Origin of the sequence: Pararhodobacter sp. SW119, assembly GCF_017811755.1 — a bacterium.
GTDB lineage: Bacteria > Pseudomonadota > Alphaproteobacteria > Rhodobacterales > Rhodobacteraceae > Pararhodobacter.
In genome coordinates, this window is sequence record NZ_JADDJF010000002.1 from 221,252 (window position 1) to 239,678 (window position 18,427).

20 protein-coding genes and 1 tRNA gene are annotated in these 18,427 nt (G+C 67.4%); 13 read left to right on the plus strand and 8 right to left on the minus strand.

The genetic code is table 11. The annotated features are described in order from the left end of the window. Positions 1-64 precede the first annotated feature (64 nt). The 3 genes from IM708_RS02845 to queA form a co-directional block, all read right to left on the minus strand. Positions 65-634 carry a DUF924 family protein gene (locus IM708_RS02845; RefSeq protein WP_209424799.1) on the minus strand — a complete coding sequence of 190 codons (570 nt, stop codon included), beginning with the start codon at positions 632-634 and terminating at the stop codon, positions 65-67. Beyond that, complete coding sequence (locus tag IM708_RS02850; protein WP_209424800.1) at positions 618-1,883, minus strand: MFS transporter; 1,266 nt, start codon at positions 1,881-1,883, stop codon at positions 618-620. The genes IM708_RS02845 and IM708_RS02850 overlap by 17 nt, the downstream gene beginning before the upstream one ends. Positions 1,884-1,990: 107 nt before the next feature. Continuing rightward, complete coding sequence (gene queA / locus IM708_RS02855; protein WP_209424801.1) at positions 1,991-3,049, minus strand: tRNA preQ1(34) S-adenosylmethionine ribosyltransferase-isomerase QueA; 1,059 nt, start codon at positions 3,047-3,049, stop codon at positions 1,991-1,993. Positions 3,050-3,132: 83 nt separating this feature from the next. On the opposite strand from queA, the gene IM708_RS02860 reads away from it, so the two are divergent. Further along, positions 3,133-3,594: a peroxiredoxin gene (locus IM708_RS02860; protein WP_209424802.1), complete on the plus strand. Its 462-nt coding sequence runs from the start codon at positions 3,133-3,135 to the stop codon at positions 3,592-3,594. An 82-nt stretch (positions 3,595-3,676) separates the two neighbouring features. After that, entirely contained in the window at positions 3,677-3,811 is a 135-nt protein-coding gene (locus IM708_RS02865; RefSeq protein WP_209424803.1) for an entericidin A/B family lipoprotein, read from the plus strand. 424 nt (positions 3,812-4,235) lie between these two features. On the opposite strand, the gene hisG is transcribed toward IM708_RS02865, so the two are convergent. Genes hisG through IM708_RS02880 form a run of 3 tightly spaced genes read right to left on the minus strand, consistent with a single transcriptional unit; the run spans position 4,236 to position 7,674 of the window. After that, positions 4,236-4,943 carry an ATP phosphoribosyltransferase gene (gene hisG / locus IM708_RS02870; RefSeq protein WP_209424804.1) on the minus strand — a complete coding sequence of 236 codons (708 nt, stop codon included), beginning with the start codon at positions 4,941-4,943 and terminating at the stop codon, positions 4,236-4,238. Then, positions 4,943-6,043, minus strand: a complete 1,101-nt coding sequence (locus IM708_RS02875) for an ATP phosphoribosyltransferase regulatory subunit (protein WP_348524931.1) — start codon at positions 6,041-6,043, stop codon at positions 4,943-4,945. The genes hisG and IM708_RS02875 overlap by 1 nt, the downstream gene beginning before the upstream one ends. 5 nt (positions 6,044-6,048) lie before the next feature. Further along, entirely contained in the window at positions 6,049-7,674 is a 1,626-nt protein-coding gene (locus IM708_RS02880; RefSeq protein ID WP_209424806.1) for a HisS family protein, read from the minus strand. 123 nt (positions 7,675-7,797) lie between these two features. Here IM708_RS02880 and IM708_RS02885 point away from each other — a divergent pair, with 123 nt between their 5' ends. Continuing rightward, positions 7,798-8,007 (plus strand): SlyX family protein, encoded by a 210-nt coding sequence (locus tag IM708_RS02885; protein WP_209424807.1) that lies wholly within the window; start codon positions 7,798-7,800, stop codon positions 8,005-8,007. Positions 8,008-8,203: 196 nt separating this feature from the next. On the opposite strand, the gene groL is transcribed toward IM708_RS02885, so the two are convergent. Both groL and IM708_RS02895 read right to left on the minus strand, forming a co-directional pair. Then, entirely contained in the window at positions 8,204-9,850 is a 1,647-nt protein-coding gene (gene groL / locus IM708_RS02890) for a chaperonin GroEL (protein WP_209424808.1), read from the minus strand. 53 nt (positions 9,851-9,903) lie between these two features. Next, positions 9,904-10,191, minus strand: a complete 288-nt coding sequence (locus tag IM708_RS02895; protein WP_209424809.1) for a co-chaperone GroES — start codon at positions 10,189-10,191, stop codon at positions 9,904-9,906. A 161-nt stretch (positions 10,192-10,352) separates the two neighbouring features. On the opposite strand from IM708_RS02895, the gene IM708_RS02900 reads away from it, so the two are divergent. The 10 genes from IM708_RS02900 (at position 10,353) to recA (ending at position 18,092) form a co-directional block, all read left to right on the plus strand. Beyond that, positions 10,353-10,859, plus strand: coding sequence for a protein-tyrosine phosphatase family protein (locus IM708_RS02900; protein ID WP_209424810.1), 507 nt, complete (start codon positions 10,353-10,355; stop codon positions 10,857-10,859). Positions 10,860-10,952: 93 nt separating this feature from the next. Next, entirely contained in the window at positions 10,953-11,870 is a 918-nt protein-coding gene (locus tag IM708_RS02905) for a manganese-dependent inorganic pyrophosphatase (protein WP_209424811.1), read from the plus strand. A gap of 19 nt (positions 11,871-11,889) precedes the next feature. After that, complete coding sequence (locus IM708_RS02910; protein WP_209424812.1) at positions 11,890-12,762, plus strand: TIGR01459 family HAD-type hydrolase; 873 nt, start codon at positions 11,890-11,892, stop codon at positions 12,760-12,762. Between the two features lie 151 nt (positions 12,763-12,913). Next, the gene (locus IM708_RS02915; protein ID WP_209424830.1) at positions 12,914-13,387 is read left to right on the plus strand and encodes a MaoC family dehydratase; all 474 of its coding nucleotides are present in this window, start codon (positions 12,914-12,916) and stop codon (positions 13,385-13,387) included. Between the two features lie 42 nt (positions 13,388-13,429). Then, positions 13,430-14,356 carry a bifunctional riboflavin kinase/FAD synthetase gene (locus IM708_RS02920; protein WP_209424813.1) on the plus strand — a complete coding sequence of 309 codons (927 nt, stop codon included), beginning with the start codon at positions 13,430-13,432 and terminating at the stop codon, positions 14,354-14,356. Further along, the gene (locus tag IM708_RS02925; RefSeq protein ID WP_209424814.1) at positions 14,356-14,799 is read left to right on the plus strand and encodes a YcgN family cysteine cluster protein; all 444 of its coding nucleotides are present in this window, start codon (positions 14,356-14,358) and stop codon (positions 14,797-14,799) included. The genes IM708_RS02920 and IM708_RS02925 overlap by 1 nt, the downstream gene beginning before the upstream one ends. Further along, positions 14,799-15,851: a beta-eliminating lyase-related protein gene (locus IM708_RS02930; RefSeq protein ID WP_209424815.1), complete on the plus strand. Its 1,053-nt coding sequence runs from the start codon at positions 14,799-14,801 to the stop codon at positions 15,849-15,851. Before IM708_RS02925 ends, IM708_RS02930 begins: the two co-directional genes overlap by 1 nt. A gap of 68 nt (positions 15,852-15,919) precedes the next feature. Further along, a tRNA-Gly gene (locus IM708_RS02935) sits at positions 15,920-15,993 on the plus strand. 92 nt (positions 15,994-16,085) lie between these two features. Beyond that, complete coding sequence (locus IM708_RS02940) at positions 16,086-16,841, plus strand: SDR family oxidoreductase (RefSeq protein ID WP_209424816.1); 756 nt, start codon at positions 16,086-16,088, stop codon at positions 16,839-16,841. A gap of 183 nt (positions 16,842-17,024) precedes the next feature. Then, the gene (gene recA / locus IM708_RS02945; RefSeq protein ID WP_209424817.1) at positions 17,025-18,092 is read left to right on the plus strand and encodes a recombinase RecA; all 1,068 of its coding nucleotides are present in this window, start codon (positions 17,025-17,027) and stop codon (positions 18,090-18,092) included. Positions 18,093-18,427: the final 335 nt, after the last annotated feature.

Sequence of the window (18,427 nt, forward strand, 5' to 3'; positions counted from 1 at the left end):
GCGCCGGGCAATGCCGCGCGCAGCCGCGCCCCGACAGGCCAGGACCGGGCCGCAAGCGGGCGCCTCAGGCCAGTTCCCGCACGACCGCCCCGTAGCCGCCCTTGTCGAGGAAGCGCTGTTCATCCGGCGTGCTTTTCCGGCCCAGCGCGGGATTGCGGTAGGGAAAGCGGCCGAAGCGCCGGATCACGTCGCGGTGCGCGCGGGCGTGGCGCAGGTTCTCCGTGCCGGTGTCGGGCATGCGGGCGATGAACAGGCGCACGCTGCGGTCCTGGTCGAATGTATCCTCGGCATGCATGAACGGCAGGTAGAAGAACTGGCGGATCGGCTCGGGCGTCTTCAGGTCGAAATCGCGCTGCACGGCGATCATCGCCGCGTCGCGGGCCATCCGGTCGGTGGCAAACGCACGCGGGTCGTCGCGGAACAGGTTGCGGGGAAACTGGTCGGTGACGATGATGTAGGCCAGCGCCCCGGTCGGGTTGCTGCACCAGTGGGTCAGCCCGCCCTCGGCGGCCTTTTCCCAATCGGCCAGGAAGCGCGCGCGGATCTCCGCGTCCAGTTCCGGCGCCGCACCGTACCAGCCCTCGGGACCGACCTCGTCCCAGAAGCGTACGATCTCTTCAGCGCGCTGCGGCATGGGCTCCCCCTCCTGCTTCATCGGGTTGCGCAGCCTCGAAGGCCGCATCAAGTGTCACAACCGAGGCGCCCGGGGTCAAGGGCGTATAGCTGCCCTGATCCGCAATCTCGGGGGCGGCGCGACGCGACATGCGCCAGAACCCGTAGCCAACCAGCATCGCCGAAAGCACGGCGACGAACAGAAAGAACCCCGAAGGCCCTACCGCGCTCATCAGCCAGCCCAGCACCAGCGGCCCGGCCACCGCGCCGACCCCGTTCAGGAACAGCAATCCCCCCGAGGCACCCGCCATGTCGTCGCTTTGCAGGAAGTCGTTGGTATGCGCCAACAGCAGCGAATAGAGCGGGTTGGCTGTCCCGCCGATAATCAGTGCAAGTGCCAGCAGCACGACAAGGGGCAGCGTCAGAACGAAGCCGATCAGCGACGCCAGCATGCACAACCCGGCCACGCCGATGATCAGGCGCCGCCGGTCCATCCGGTCCGACAGCGCCCCGATCGGATACTGGAACACCAGCCCGCCCAGATAGATCGCGGCCACGAAGGTTGAAATCTCCAGCACGCTCAGCCCCACCAGCGCGCCCCAGACCGCGACCATGCCGAAAAGCACGGAATAGATGCCGCCCATCAGGAAGATCCCGACGCAGCCCAGCGGAGAGATGCGGAAAAGCTTCACGATCCCCATCGACTTGGCCGAGGAGAATCCCGGCGCCGGCGTCACGCTCAGCAGGATCGGCGTGAAGGCCAGCGACACCAGCACCGACGCGATGACGAAGAGGTTGTAACCCCCCGGATCGGCCAGGTTCAGCAGGCCCTGGGCGGTGATGATCCCGACCATCTGCACGATCATGTACAAGGACAGCGTCTGCCCGCGCGTCTCGTTCGTGGCGGCGTTGTTGAGCCAGCTTTCGGCGGTCACATAGACGCCGGCAAAGCAGAACCCGATGACCACGCGCAGCGCCGACCAGGCAATCCAGTCGGGCGCCGCCGCATAGAGCACCAGCACCGCCGAGATCATCGAGCCGAGCCCGGCGAAGACCCGCACATGCCCGACCCGGCTGATCATCCCCGGCGCCAGTTGCGAGCCCAGCAGGAAGCCCGCGAAATAGGCCGACATGACGACCGACATCTGCCAGGTCTCGAACCCCTCGATCGAGCCCCGGATGCCCAGCAGCGTGCCCTGAAGCCCGTTGCCGATCATCAGCAGCATCATGCCCAGAAGCAGGGTCCAGCTGGCGAAGAAAACTCTCAACATCGGCAAATCCGTCCGGGTCTCGGGGTGGCGGCAATGGGCGCGACGCTAGCACGGTCGACGCCGGGCGACACGCGGGAAAGCGCGCCGCCGTCGTGGGGGGCGTCCTATCAGGCGTGGCGGTCGGGAACCAGAAGCGAGGCATCGCCATAGGAAAAGAATCGGTAGCGCGCGGCCACGGCGTGGGCATAGATGCGCCGAACCTCGTCCATCCCCATCAGGGCCGCGACCAGCATCATCAGCGTCGATTTCGGCAGGTGGAAGTTGGTCATCAGCGCATCGGTGACCCGGAAGCGATAGCCGGGATAGATGAAGATGTCGGTCTCGCCCCGCCAGGGGTGCACGCCGCCCTCGCCCGCCGCGCTTTCGATCAGCCGCAGCGCCGTCGTGCCCACCGGGATGACCCGCCCGCCGGCGGCGCGCGTGGCGTTGATCTCGGCGGCGGCGGCGGCGCTCACCTCGCCCCATTCGGCGTGCATCCGGTGCGTCGCCACATCCTCGACCTTGACCGGCAGGAAGGTGCCGGCGCCGACATGCAGCGTCACCTCGGTCATGTCGATCCCGCGCGCGCGCAGGCTCTCCAGCAGGGCGGCGTCGAAATGCAGACTGGCGGTGGGTGCGGCCACCGCGCCGGCACGGCGGGCGAACACGGTCTGGTAATCGGCGCGGTCCCGCGCATCCGCCGCCCGCCGCGCGGCGATATAGGGCGGCAGCGGCATCTGGCCGGCACTCTCCAGCGCGGCGTCGAACGCGGCACCCGTCTGGTCGAATGCGACCACCGCCGCGTCGGCCTCGCGCGCGACGACGCGGCCCGAAAGTGCCGCGCCAAAGACCAGCCGGTCGCCGGGCGCAAGCTTGCGCAGGGGTTTTGCCAGCACCCGCCACGCCCCGTCCGGGGCCGGCGCGATCAGGGTCAGTTCCACCTTCGCCCGGCCGCTGCCGTCGCGGCTGTCGCGCAGCCGCTCGCCGATCAGCCGCGCCGGGATCACCTTGGTGTTGTTCAGCACCAGCCGGTCGCCGGGGCGCAGGATCTCGGGCAGGTCGCGCACATGGCGGTCGCGGATCACCCCGCCCTCGGCGTGCAGCAGGCGCGCGGCGGGGCGCGGATGCACCGGCCGCGTCGCGATCAGGTCGTCCGGCAGGTCGAAGTCGAAATCGCTCAGTTTCACGCGCGTGACCCGCTAATTTGCCGCCGCCCCTTTATCCCCGCCGCGCGGTGACTAAAACACAAGGGAAAGTCAACAGGAGGACCATGATGGAACCCGGCACCGAAGCCCCCGATTTCACCGCCCCGCGCGACGGGGGCGGCACGCTGACCCTGTCCGAGTTGCGCCCGAAGAAGGTCGTGCTCTACTTCTACCCCAAGGACGACACCTCGGGCTGCACGAAGGAAGCGGTGGGCTTCACCGAACGCGCCACCGCCTTCGACGCCGCCGGCGCGGTCGTCGTCGGCGTCTCGAAGGACAGCGTGAAAAGCCACGACAAGTTCATCGCCAAGCACGGCCTCGGCATCGCCCTCGTCTCGGACGAGGACGGCGACATCTGCGAGCGCTACGGCACCTGGGTCGAGAAGAACATGTACGGCAAGAAATACATGGGCATCGAGCGGACCACCGTTCTGATCGATGGCCAGGGCAAGATCGCCCGCGTCTGGAACAAGGTGAAAGTCCCCGGCCATGTCGAGGAGGTGCTGGAGGCCGCGAAGGCGCTCTGAACCCACGGTCTTTCGGGCGTTGGCGGGGGAACGAAACGCGCCGCCGCACGTTGACCTTCGACTTCAACAAGGATTGCCCGAAATGACCCTCCTTCCCAAGACCCTGCCCCTGCTTGCCGCTCTCCTCCTCGCCGCCTGCAACACGGTCGAGGGGGCGGGCCAGGACATCACCCGCGCCGGCGTCGCGATCCAGCAGGAAGCCCGCGCGGCAGACTGACCCGACCTCGGTCTTCCGGACCCGGAACCGCCGGCCGCGCACTCAGCAGCACGGTCGGATTTTCTTGTTCCGGCCATGCCCCGAGGGACGCGCCGACACCGCAAAGCCGGACCACCCCTGGCCGCACGGCGCCCGCTTGCTCCCCGCGTTCGCCGGGGTCCGGGCCCAACACCGACCCCGGACCGGACCCCGGCGGCACATCGCGACGTGCTATGCAACGTCCTGTGCGTCCCCGTCGCCCAAGACCCTAGCCCCAGCAGAAGCCCCGGTCGACGGCGGACAGGGGCAGATTGCCCCACACCCCTTTCCAAGTGATGAGCGTACCGTTCGGCACTGCCATACGTTTGCCATACGCTTGCCAGCCGCTTGCCATACACTTTCCAGCAGGCTCTGCCGGCACCGGGAAGCGTCTTTTTCCACCGCGTCAGAGCGACGGATCGCCGGGTAATCCCAGCCGCGAAAGCAGCCGCTCCAGCACCGGGCGGCACCCGCTCCAGTCCGCGGAACGCGCCGCGAAAAGCGTGGCCTGCGACTGCAGGACCGGCGGCGCTGCAAGCACTTTCAAGTGGTTAGCCCGCAAAGTCGCGCCGGTCGAGGTGATGTCGGCCACCGCCTCGGCGGTCAGGTTGCGGATCGTCCCCTCGGTCGCGCCCTGGCTGTCGACCAGCTGGTAATCCGCCACCCCATGCCGCCGCAGATAGTCCCGCACCAGCCGGTGATACTTCGTCGCGATCCGCAACCGAAACCCATGCCCCCCCCGAAACCCCGCCGCCACCGCGTCCAGATCGTCCAGCGTGTCCACGTCCACCCAGGCCGCCGGCACCGCTACTACCAGATCGGCATGGCCAAACCCCATAGGCGCCAACTCCACCACCTGCGCCGACCAGTCGGCCAGTTGCTCGCGCACCAGATCGCTGCCGGTGACCCCCAGATGCAGGCGCCCGGCGGCCAGTTCGCGCGGCACTTCGCCCGCCGACAGCAGCACCAGGTCCGCGCCCTCGACACCGTTGATTTCGCCGGAATATTCCCGCGTGTCGCCGGTGCGCCGCATCGGCACACCGCGGCTGGCGAACCAGTCGAAGCACTGCTCCATCAGCCGCCCTTTGGACGGCACGCCGATCTTCAGCCGCATCAGCCCGCCCCCTTCAGCGCCGCCACCAGCGCTGGCCGGATCACGCCCCCCACCGCCGGGATCGACCGCCCCTGCCCCAGCACCGCAGTCAGCGCGTCGTAGCGCCCGCCGGTCGCCACCGGCGGCAGGTCGGGCCGGGCCTCGGCCACGAAGCCGAAGACGAAACCGTCGTAGTATTCCAGCGTGGTGCGCCCGTAGCTTGCCTCGAAATCCAGGTCTGCAACGTCGATGCCGCGCGCCTCCAGCGCCTCCAGCCGGCGGGCGAATCCGGTGACCGATTCCACAATCCAGGGCAGGACGCGGGCATGCGCCCGAAGTTCCTGCAAGGCCGCAGGCGCCTTGGCGGCGATGGACACCAGCGCCTCCAGGTCATCGACAAGCCCCGCCGCAACCGGCGGGGTCGCCGCATCCTCCGCCAGCAATTGCAGGCGCGCGTCGATCTCCGCCACGCTGCGCAGCCCGATATGCGGCGCATCGCTGACCGGCCGTTCGCCGCGCGCCAGCAACTCCAGCAGGGTCGCACGCTCAGGCGAGACCGGGACGCGCCCGGCATAGCGTTCCAGCAGGGCGCGGAAACGATGCGGCCGCCAGAGGTGGCGCAGCAACGCGGCCTTGCGCGCCGCGCTGGTCGGCAGGCCCTGCACGGCGGCGCGCAAGATGCCGATATCGCCGGTCGCCGCGCGCAGCCTCAGCGGCGCCAGCAGCCGGGCGAACAACGCAAAGACCTCGGCGTCGGCCTCCGCCGGTCGCTCGCGGTCGAAAAGCTCGAATCCCGCCTGCAGGTATTCCGAGGCGCGCTCGGACTTGCGGCTTTCCTGCTTGCGAAAGACCTCTCCCAGATAGGCGTAGCGCGCGGGCTCGGCGCCGCCCTGCATATGCGCCTGCACCACCGGCACGGTGAAGTCGGGGCGCAGCATCATCTCGCCGCGCAGCGGATCCTGCGTGACATAGGCGCGCGCCCGGATATCCTCGCCATAGAGGTCGAGCAGCACCTCGGCCGGTTGCAGGATGTCGGCCTCCACCGGCTGCGCGCCCGCCGCAACGAAGGCCGCGAGCAGCCGCTGCCCCTCGGCCCGAACGCCGGCGGGATCGGGCGTCACCGAGTTCACGTCCGCGCCAGGATACGGCGCACGGCGGCGACCAGGTCGGCGCGCGGAACCTCCTGCTGCGCCGGCTGGGATTTCCATTCTTCCAGAGAGGCTTCCGCCGATATCTTCGCACCGAGTATCAGGTCCTTGACCTGGACCATGTCGCGCGCCGCCTCGTCCCCGCCCTGGATGATCGCCACCGGAGCGCCCCGCCTGTCGGCGTACTTGAGCTGGTTGCCGAAGTTCTTCGGATTGCCCAGGTAGACCTCGGCCCGGATGCCCGCCTGACGCAGATCCGCGGCCATTTTCTGGTAATCGCCCATCCGCTCGCGGTCCATGACGGTCACCACGACCGGACCCTGCGCCTCCGCGCCCGTCAGCCCCTTTGCCGCCAGCGCAGCTAGCAACCGGTCGACGCCGATCGACACGCCCGTCGCCGGCACCGCCTGCCCGGTAAAGCGCTTGACCAGATCGTCGTACCGCCCGCCACCCGCGACCGAGCCGAACTGCCGCGGCCGCCCTTTCTCGTCCATGATCTCGAAGGTCAGTTCCGCCTCGTAGACCGGGCCGGTGTAGTAGCCAAGGCCGCGCACGACCGAGGGGTCGATGACGATGCGGTCGGGGCCGTAGCCCTGGGCGGCGAGGAGGTCTGCGATCGCTTCTAATTCGGAGACGCCTTCGGCGCCGATGATGGACGTTCCGACGATCTCTCTGAGGTGCTTGAGGGTCACCAAGTTGCGGTAAACCGCCGCTTCCTCATCTGTACCAAGGGGACGGCCGGTATCTTCGCTGAATGAAGAGAGAGCGCGCGTGAGACGGCTGTGGGGCACTCCGTCTCCGATAATCTCGGTGACATATTCGCCCAACGCCCCCTGAATAAGGCGGTTTGCCCCCACAAAACCCATCACGATCTCAGACTGAGCCTCCGACAGGTCCGCGCCTTTGGTAAAGTCGCCGCTTTCGTCCTTGCGCCCCGCGCGCAAAAGCGCGCGGACGCCGGCTTCGCCCAGCCGGTCCAGCTTGTCGATGGCGCGCATGACGATGCCGCGTTCGTGGGCGAACTTCTCGGGGTCGGCCGGGTCGAGGATGCCCGCCACCTCCATCACCCCGTTCAGCACCTTGCGGTTGTTCACCCGCACCACGTAGTCGCCACGCGCGATCCCCACCGCCTCCAGCGCATCGGCCAGCATCGCGCAGATCTCGGCATCCGCGGCTACCGACGCCGCACCAACCGTGTCCGCATCGCATTGGTAGAACTGCCGGAACCGACCCGGCCCCGGCTTCTCGTTGCGCCAGACCGGGCCCATTGCGTAGCGGCGGTAGGGGCTGGGCAGGTCGTTGCGGTACTGTGCGGCGACGCGGGCCAGCGGTGCCGTCAGGTCGTAGCGCAGCGCCAGCCAGTCGCTGTCCTCCTGCCAGGCGAAGACGCCCTCGTTCGGGCGCTCGACATCGGGCAGGAACTTGCCCAAGGCCTCCACCGTCTCGACGGCCGAGGTCTCCAGCGGGTCGAACCCGTAGCGATGGTAAACCTCGGCGATGCGCGCCAGCATCGTCTGCCGCGCCGTCACCTCGGCGCCGAAATAGTCGCGAAAGCCCTTCGGCGTTTCGGCCCGGGGGCGGCGGGGGGCTTTGGTCCTGCTCATCGGATGGTCCGCGCGTGGCTCTGTCGGGCGCGAGGTCTAGCCGAACGGGACCGGGTGGGCAAGCAGGGCGCCGTTGACGCCGGGTCGGCCGCGCGTGATGATGGCGGCCAAAGGAGCCGCGCAATGTCCGACAGCCGCCTTGACCGTGTCGAGGAACAGATTGCCCATCTGACCCGCACGACCGACGATCTGTCAGAACTTCTGCGCGGCTTGACCGCGCGCCTGGACCGGCTGGAACGTCAGCTCGCCCTGCTCCTCGACCGCGAGGCAGAGCGTGAAGAAGGCACCGGCGGCTCGGTCCTGCTGGCCGACCAGCGCCCACCCCACTGGTAGGCGTGCCGGCACCCGCCGCAACGCCCGGGCACGGCGTTCGCGAAAGTTTCGTTGCGGTTAACGGCGCTGATTTTCCGTTTTGTTTCATAGTCTTATCAAAGTGCGCGCATGCGCGCACCGGGCGAACGGAAGGCACTCCAACGAAAAAGGGGCGGCCCGTTGGCCGCCCCTTTTATAACCTGAGTTCAGGTCGGGATCACATCATCCCGTCCATGCCGCCCATGCCGCCCATGCCGGGCGCACCGCCGCCCGAGCCCTTCGGCTCCGGCTTGTCGGCGATCATCGCCTCGGTGGTGATCAGCAGGCCCGCGACGGAAGCCGCGTCTTCCAGCGCCGTGCGCACGACCTTGGCCGGGTCGATCACGCCGAACTTGAACATGTCGCCATATTCCTCGGTCTGCGCGTTGAAGCCGAAGTTGGTGTCGTTCGACTCGCGGACCTTGCCGGCCACGACCGAACCATCGACACCGGCGTTCTCGGCGATCTGGCGCAGCGGTGCTTCCAGCGCGCGGCGCACGATGGTGATGCCGGCGTTCTGGTCGCTGTTCACGCCGGTCAACCCGTCGAGCACCTTGGCAGCCTGCACCAGCGACACGCCGCCGCCGACCACGATGCCTTCCTGAACGGCCGCGCGGGTGGCGTTCAGCGCGTCATCGACGCGGTCCTTGCGCTCCTTCACCTCGATCTCGGTCATGCCGCCGACGCGGATCACCGCAACGCCGCCAGCCAGCTTGGCCAGACGCTCCTGCAGCTTCTCCTTGTCGTAGTCCGAGGTGGTTTCCTCGACCTGCTGACGGATCTGCGTGACGCGGGCCTCGATCTCGGACTTCTCGCCGGCGCCGTCGATGATCGTGGTGTCGTCCTTCTTGATCAGGACGCGCTTGGCCGTGCCGAGCATGTCGAGCGTGACATTCTCCAGCTTCATGCCCAGATCTTCGCTGATCACCTGACCGCCGGTCAGGATGGCGATGTCCTGCAGCATGGCCTTGCGGCGGTCGCCGAAGCCCGGCGCCTTGACGGCCGCGACCTTCAGGCCGCCGCGCAGCTTGTTGACCACCAGCGTAGCCAGCGCCTCGCCCTCGACGTCCTCGGCGATGATCAGCAGCGGCTTCTGGCTCTGGATCACCGATTCCAGCAGCGGAACCATCGGCTGCAGAGAGGACAGCTTCTTCTCGTGGATCAGCAGATAGCAATCCTCGAGTTCGGCCACCATCTTGTCGGGATTGGTGATGAAGTAGGGCGACAGGTAGCCCCGGTCGAACTGCATGCCCTCGACGACTTCAACGTCGGTTTCCATGCCCTTGTTCTCTTCGACGGTGATGACACCCTCGTTGCCGACCTTCTGCATCGCATCGGCGATGAAGCGGCCGATCTGCGTCTCGCCGTTGGACGAGATGGTGCCGACCTGCGCGACCTCGTCGCTGTCCTTCACCGGGCGCGAGGCGGTCTTGATGGCGTCGACCACCTTGGAGACGGCCAGGTCGATGCCGCGCTTCAGGTCCATCGGGTTCATGCCGGCGGCGACCGACTTCAGGCCTTCGCGGATGATGGCCTGGGCCAGCACGGTGGCGGTGGTGGTGCCGTCGCCGGCCTCGTCATTGGTGCGGTTGGCCACTTCCTTGACCATCTGCGCGCCCATGTTTTCGAACTTGTCGGTAAGCTCGATCTCCTTGGCGACGGTCACGCCGTCCTTGGTGATGCGCGGCGAGCCGAACGACTTCTCGATGACCACGTTGCGGCCCTTCGGACCCAGCGTGACCTTGACGGCGTCGGCAAGGACGTTGACGCCCCTGAGCATGCGGTCACGGGCATCGGTGTTGAACTTGACGTCTTTGGCAGACATGATGGATGCTCCTGTTAAATCTCTTGCTTCTGGTCTCGATCAGGTTCGCGAGGTCACTCGACGATGCCGAGGATGTCGCCTTCCTTCATGATCAGCAGCTCTTCGCCATTGATCGTCACCTCGGTGCCCGACCACTTGCCGAACAGCACCCGGTCGCCGGCCTTGACCGACGGGGCGATCAGTTCACCCGAATCCTTGCGCGATCCTTCGCCGACCGAGATGATCTCGCCCTCGGCGGGTTTTTCCTTGGCGGAGTCTGGAATGATCAGGCCGCCCTTGGTTTTTTCGTCGCCTTCGATACGGCGTACCAGTACACGGTCATGGAGGGGTTTGAAAGCCATCTGCGAACGCTCCCTAGGTTGCAGGTTCTGTTGCGTTTAGCACTCACTCGATCCGAGTGCTAACGGCTCGCAGATAAGAAGGTCGGCGGAACTTGTCAACACCTCGTCGGCGGTTCGGACGCGCTTGCGGGCCGCCATGCCCGGCGCGTAGACTCCGGCTCATGACAGATGCCTTCGGGATTGACCACCTGCCTCTTGGATCGGGCGTTATGGGCCTCTGCCCGTTGCCAGGACGCGGCGGCGATCCCGCCGGCGCTCTGGTGCGAATCGCGGACTTCGCGCCCGGTCTGGTCATTACCCTGACCCTGGCCGAGGAGATGGCCGCGCAGGACATCGCCGATCTGCCCGACCGGCTGGCCGCTCTCGGTATCGACTGGCAGCACTATCCGATCGCCGACTTCGGCACGCCCCAACCCGCGGCCGAGCCAGCCTGGCGCGTCATCGCCGACGAAGCGCGCGCGGTGCTCGACGCCGGCGGCCGCGTGCTGATCCATTGCAAGGCCGGGCGCGGACGCACCGGGGCCGCCGCCCTGCGCTTGATGATCGAGGCCGGCGAGGATCCGGAAGCCGCGTTGACCCGCTTGCGCGCCGCCCGCGCCGGAACGGTCGAGACCGAGGCGCAGCGCCGCTGGGCCGAGGCCGGCCGCCCGGCACGCCCTGCGCCCTGATCCTCCGTCCCGAAGTCGCGCGCTGTTCTGACCCGTGACAAGGCGGGACAGGCCCCCTATAAGGCGCGCGAATTTGCCAAGGGGATGTCCGCCATGATCCAGATTTTCGGCCACAAATCGCCAGACACCGATTCCACCGGATCGCCGCTGATATGGGCATGGTATCTGAACGAAGTGAAAGGCACGCCCGCGCGCGCCGTCCTTCTGGGCCCGCCCAATACCGAGGCCGCCTTCGTGCTGGACCGCTGCGGGTTCGAGACGCCTGAGATCGTCGCGGATGTCGAACCGGACGCGCCGGTCGTGATCGTCGACACCAACAACCTTGCCGAACTGCCCGCTTCGGTGGGCAAGGCCGACATCCGCGCCATCATCGACCATCACCGCCTCACCGGCGGGATCGAGACGAAGGCGCCGATCGACGTCACCATCCGCCCGCTGGCCTGCACCGCCACGGTCATGCACGACCTGATGGGCGACGATGCCGGCCGCATGCCCGACGGGATCAAGCGCCTGATGCTGTCCTGCATCCTGTCGGACACGCTCGAATTCCGCTCGCCCACGACGACCGACCATGACCGCGCGCTGGCGACCCGGCTGGCGGAGGAAATGGGCATTTCGATCCCCGCCTATGCAGAGGAACTGTTCGCGGCCAAGTCCGACATCTCGGCCTTTTCGGATGCCGACCTGCTACGCATGGACAGCAAGGAATATACGCTGGCCGGAAAGGAACTCCGCGTCTCGGTGCTGGAAACCACTGCCCCCCGGGTGGTGCTGGACCGCAAGGACAGCCTGATGCGCGCGATGCAGGACGTCGCGCAAGAGGATGGCGCCGATCAGGTGCTGCTTTTCGTCATCGACATCCTGCGCGAAGAAGCGACGCTGCTGGTGCCCAACGACACCGTGAAGCAGATCGCCGAGAAAAGCTTTGGTGCGAGCGTCGCCGGCGACACCGTGGTCCTGCCCGGCGTCATGTCGCGCAAGAAGCAGATCATCCCCGCGCTTTCGATCTGACCCCGAGCCAAGGCACCCCATGACCCGCATCATTGAGACGATGGCCGAAGTCGGTGGGCAATACGACATCCTCTACTGCGACCTCTGGGGTTGCCTGCACAACGGGCTGAAGCTTTACCCCGACGCCGTCGCCGCGCTGCAGGAATTCCGAGCCCGCGGTGGGGCGGTGGTGCTGATGACCAACGCGCCGCGCACGCACCACGCGGTCGAACGGCGGCTGGAAAAGATGGGGCTGCCGCGCGACGCCTGGGACGTGATCGTGGCTTCGGGCGACGCCACGCAGGAGGCGATGCTGATGGGCGCCGCCGGACGCAAGCTCTGGCACCTCGGCCCCGAGAAGGACGACGACCTTTTCACCCGCATCCCCGAGGAATTGGCCGACCAGCCCACGATCGAGCGCGTGGACTACGACACGGCCGAAGGGATCATCTGCACCGGCCCCTTCGACGAAATGACCGAAACACCCGAGGATTATCGCGGTCGGTTCCTCTCGGCCAAGACGCGCGGGCTGACCATGCTCAGCGCCAATCCCGACCTGGTCGTCGACCTGGGCGACCGGCGCATCTACTGCGCCGGCGCGCTGGCGCAACTCTACGCCGAGATGGGGGGCGAGGTGCTGTCCTTCGGCAAGCCGCATCCGCCGATCTACGATCTTGCGCGCCGGCGCCTTGGCGCGATGGGCATCACCTATTCCAACGACAATGTCTTCGCCGTGGGCGACGGCATAAGCACCGACATCGCCGGCGCCCAGGCCGAAGGGGTCGACGCGCTGTTCCTGACCGGGGGGCTGGAAGCCGAGCGATTCGGCGCCGATCCCGATCCCGCGGCGCTGACCGACTGGCTGGAAGCACAACAAATCTACCCCCGCTACGCCATGCGATACCTCCGGTAGCTCGCGGCGCGCCAGCAACAAAGTTGCCGGTGAGTTACCTTCCTGGAACTTTTATTACCTGCCCACCTTGCCGGCAGGGGCTGGCCGCGCTATGCTGCGCTGCAACAAGTTCAGGAATCGCCCGATGGGGCCCAAGCCGACCGGACCCGCCATGCTCGACCAGCACTCCGCCCTTGCGCGCCCGGCAGACAACCTGCCCCGCGGCACGATCTGCATCGAGGATCTCGAAATCGGGATGAGGCGCTACCTGCGCAAGGAAATCACCGACCGCGACATCCAGCTCTTTGCCGAGGTTTCGACCGACCATAACCCGGTGCATCTGGATGATTCCTACGCCCAGGACACGATCTTCGAGGGGCGCATCGCCCACGGCATGCTGACCGCCGGCCTCATCTCGGCCGTGATCGGCGAGCAACTGCCCGGCCACGGCACGATCTACATGGGCCAGTCGCTGAAGTTTCTCGCCCCCGTGCGTCCCGGCGATACCGTCCTGGCCGAGGTCACCGTGCGCGAGATCGATTACGGCAAGCGCCGGGTCACCCTTGATTGTCGCTGTGCCGTGGGCGATACCACCGTCCTCAAGGGCGAGGCGCTGGTACTGGCGCCCAGCCGCAAGTTCGACTGAGGCGGGGGCCCGGCCCCGCGCCCCACCCGGCGCAGGGACCGAATGGACATCATCACCCACTGGCAAGGCATTGATCCGGGCCTGCGCGGCGCCTCGGTTGCCATGGGCAATTTCGACGGCGTGCATCGCGGCCATCAGGCAGTGATCGACCACGCGCGCCGCGCCGACGCGCCGCTGGGCATCGTCACCTTCGATCCGCACCCGCGCGAATATTTCGCCCCCCACGCGCCCCCCTTCCGGCTGATGAACACCCCGACGCGGCGTAACCGCCTGCGCCGCCTCGGGGTGGAGCGCCTGTACGAACTGCCCTTCGGTGCCCCCCTTGCCAGCCTCTCGCCCGAAGCCTTCGCGCGCGACGTGTTGGCCGCCGGGCTGGGCATCGCCCACGTCGTCGTCGGCGCCGACTTTTGCTTCGGCAAGGGCCGCGCAGGGACCGCCGCCATGCTGTCGGACTTCGGCAGCGCCTTGGGCTTCGGGGTCACTGTCGTGCCGCTGATCGGCGGCGAGGCCGGCGCGATTTCATCGACCGCGATCCGCGCGGCGCTCTCGGACGGGCGCGTGCAGGACGCCGCCGACATGCTGGGCCACCGCCACCGCGTCGACGGCGAGGTGCAGCACGGAGCGAAGCGCGGCCGGACCCTCGGCTATCCCACCGCCAACCTTTCGCTTGCCGGGCTGCACCTGCCCCGCTTCGGCGTCTACGCGGTCAAGGTCGACGTGATCGACGGCCCTCACCGGGGCTGCCATGAGGGCGTCGCCTCGCTGGGCGTGCGCCCGATGTTCGGGAAGAATACGCCCAATCTCGAAGTTCACCTCTTCGACTTCTCCGGCGACCTCTATGGCGCGCAACTTTCCGTCGCAATGGTCGAACTCCTGCGCGGCGAAGAAAAATTCGACACCCTCGATGCCCTGATCGCCCAGATGGACGCCGACAGCGCCCGCGCCCGCGCTGTACTGGCGGGTGCCTGATGCCTCCCCGCTTCTGGGAAACCGTGCCTTTGTCGCAAATGACGCCCGAGGAATGGGAGGCCGTCTGCGACGGCTGCGGCAAGTGCTGTCTCAACAAGCTCGAGGATGAGGATACGGGCGAAATCGCTTTCACCCGGGTCGCCTGCCGGCTCTTCAACGATGCGACCTGCCGCTGCAACGACTACGCCAACCGCAAGCGCCTGGTGCCCGAATGCGTGGTCCTGACGCTGAAGACCCTGCCCGAGATCAGCACCTGGATGCCCCGATCCTGCGCCTACCGCCGCCTGAACGAGGGGCGCGGACTAGCACCCTGGCATCCGCTTGTGTCGGGCGATCCCGATACCGTCCACCGCGCCGGCATCTCGGTGCAGAACCAGACCGTCAGCGAGGCCGCGGTGCCGCTTGACGACTGGGAAGACCACATCATCGACGAGGAGATCTGATGTTCTTCGCTTCCGACAATTCCTCGGGCGTGCCCGAACAGGTCCTGGCTTCGCTTGCCCGCGCCAACGACGGCTTCGCCCTCGGCTACGGCGCCGACGAGGTCATGACCCGCGTCCGAACCCGCATCCGCGAGATCTTCGAGGCGCCCGAGGCCGCGATCTACCTCGTCGCCACCGGCACCGCGGCGAATGCGCTGGCACTCGCCACCTTCTGCACGCCCTGGGGCGCCGTCTATTGCCACCGCATCGCCCATATCGAAGAGGACGAATGCGGCGCGCCGGAATTCTACACAGGCGGGTCGAAACTGGTGCTGATGGACGGTCCCGACGGCCGAATGGACCCCGCCGTTCTGGCCGCCAAGCTTGACCGCGCGGCGGCGGTCGGCGTGCACAACGTGCAGAAGGGCATGCTCAGCCTGACCAACCTGACCGAGGCCGGCGCCCGCTATTCCGTGGCCGACATTCGCGCGCTCTGCGACATCGCGAAGGCGCATAACCTGCCCGTCCACCTCGACGGCGCCCGCTTCACCAACGCGCTCGTGGCCGAGGGCTGCACACCCGCCGAAATGACTTGGCGCGCCGGCGTCGATGTCGTCTCCTTCGGCGGCACAAAGAACGGCCTGATGGGGGTGGAAGCCGTGGTCATTTTCGACCCTGTGAAAGCCTGGGAATTCGAACTGCGCCGAAAGCGCGGCGGTCACCTCTTTTCCAAGCACCGCTTCCTGTCCGCGCAGATGGAAGGCTGGCTCGACGGCGACCTCTGGCTCGACCTGGCCCGCCACGCCAACGCCATGGCCGAACGGCTGGAGGCCGGACTCGCCCGCATTCCCGGCGCGCGCCTGCTGCACCCACGCGGCGGCAACATGGTCTTCGCCGAATGGCCCCGCGCCGGTCACCGCGCCGCACAGGACGCCGGCGCACGCTACTACTTCTGGCCATTCGACCAGTCGCTCGAAGGCCCTGGCGACGCCCCGGTCAGCGCCCGGCTCGTCGCCTCCTGGTCGACGACCGAGGGTCATGTCGACCGCTTCCTCGACCTGATTTCGACCTGATTTCGCCCCGCGGCGTGGCGCTCCGGCCTTGCATAGGGGGTCGCGCGGCTGTATGTCCGGGCGCAGCGGCGGGCGTTGTGTAGTGGTAAGACCTCAGCCTTCCAAGCTGATGACGCGGGTTCGATTCCCGCCGCCCGCTCCAGCGTTTCGTCCTAAGCGAACCAAGCAACCCGGTGGACAGCGACCGTGGGCTGCGCATAGATGCCGGTGCCAATGCATCGCCGGGGGGAAACCATGGACATCACCAAAACCGCCGCCATCGTCACCGGCGCCGCCTCGGGCCTCGGCGCGGCCACCGTGCGGCATCTGGCCGAGGCCGGCGCCCAGGTCACCATCTTCGACCGCGACGATGTCGGCGGCGGCGCGCTCGCCGACGAACTCGGCGCCGGTTTCGTCCATGTCGACGTCACCGACGAAGCCTCGGTCCAGGCAGGGATCGGCCAGGCGCGCGACCGCATGGGCCGGATCACCGCGCTGGTCAACTGCGCCGGCATCGCCCACGCGGTCAAGACGCTGGGCCGCGACGGCCCGCATCCGTTCGACCTTTTCCGCCGCACCATTGACGTCAATCTGGTAGGCACGTTCAACTGCCTCCGCCTCGCCGCCGAAGCGATGGCCGCGAACGCGCCCAACGACGACGGCGAGCGCGGCGCAATCGTCAACACCGCCTCGATCGCGGCTTTCGACGGGCAGAAGGGGCAGGCCGCCTATGCCGCCTCCAAGGCCGGTGTCGTCGGCATGGCGCTGCCCGTCGCGCGCGACCTCGCCTCGCTTGGCATCCGGGTCAACACCATCGCGCCGGGACTGTTTCTGACGCCCATGCTGCTGGGCCTGCCCGAGGAGGCGCGCGAGGCGCTGGCCGCCGACGTGCCCTTCCCGCGCCGCCTCGGCCGCCCCGAGGAATACGCCCGCCTCGCCCGCTTCCTGATCGAATCGCCCTACATGAACGGCGAATCCATCCGCATCGACGGCGCGCTCAGGATGCGCTGACGGCACCCCGCGCGAGACGCGGCTCATCGGAAACCCTTTGTTAACCGTTATTGCCGCTTTCTGAGCCTGCCCTGAAGAAAACCGCTTGCATTGTTCCCGTTTTGTGCGCAGGCTGGTGAGAACAGGAGGCGAACACAGCATTCCTTGCCGCCCCCACGGGGCTGTGAAATAAGGAGCCATCATATGGCAGAGGCAAAACTTTTCGACATGACCGACAAGCGCGCGAACGACAAGCAGAAGGCGCTCGATTCGGCGCTGGCCCAGATCGAACGGCAGTTCGGCAAGGGCTCTATCATGCGCCTCGGCGCCGACAACCCGGTGGCCGAGATCGAGGCGACCTCGACCGGTTCGCTGGGCCTCGACATCGCGCTTGGCATCGGCGGCCTGCCCAAGGGCCGCATCATCGAGGTGTATGGCCCCGAAAGCTCCGGCAAGACCACGTTGACCCTGCACGCCATCGCGGAGGAACAGAAGAAGGGCGGCATCTGCGCCTTCGTCGACGCCGAGCACGCGCTCGACCCGCAATACGCTAAGCGGTTGGGCGTCAACCTCGACGATCTGCTGATCAGCCAGCCCGACACCGGCGAACAGGCGCTGGAAATTGTCGATACGCTTGTGCGCTCGGGCGCGGTATCGATGGTCGTGGTCGATTCGGTCGCCGCCCTCACCCCCCGGTCGGAGCTGGAAGGCGACATGGGCGATTCGAGTGTCGGCGTCCACGCCCGCCTGATGAGCCAGGCCATGCGCAAGCTCACCGGCTCGATCAGCCGCTCGAAATGCATGGTCATTTTCATCAACCAGATCCGCATGAAGATCGGCGTCATGTTCGGCTCGCCCGAAACCACCACGGGCGGCAACGCGCTGAAATTTTACGCCTCGGTGCGCCTCGACATCCGCCGCATCGGCTCAATCAAGGACCGGGACGAGGTCGTCGGCAACGCCACCCGCGTCAAGGTCGTCAAGAACAAGGTCGCCCCGCCCTTCAAGCAGGTCGAATTCGACATCATGTACGGCGAGGGCATCTCGAAAACCGGCGAATTGCTGGACATCGGCGTCAAGGCCGGCGTGGTCGAGAAATCGGGAGCCTGGTATTCCTACGCCGACGAACGGATCGGCCAGGGGCGCGAGAACGCCAAGACCTACCTCAAGACCAACACCCAAATCGCGGTGGAGATCGAGGACAAAATCCGCGCCGCCAACGGGCTCGACTTCCATATGACCAGCGACGAAGGCGTCTTGACCGAGGACTGACGCGGCCCGAGCGATACTCCGGGGAGGCCCTGCGCTCCCTGCCGAGGCGCCCCCGTTCGTCCACCCATCTTGCGCGCAGCACGCCTACGCCCACCGCCGCCGCCCTCCAGCGGCCGCGTTCCTGAAGTCCTGTGCCTTGTCTCGCCAGGTAAACTCAGGGCAGGTCGCGAGCCTGCCCTTTTTCTTTTGCGCGCCTGCGGTCCCGGTTCTTTTGCACCGTCACGCAGCACAGCACACAGCACGGCCGCGCAACGCCTCCCGGGCTGCAGCCTGCACCGCCTCGCCGACCAAAGTGGTGCGCCGCCTTGCCGGCTACGCGCCCGCCATCGCCGCCT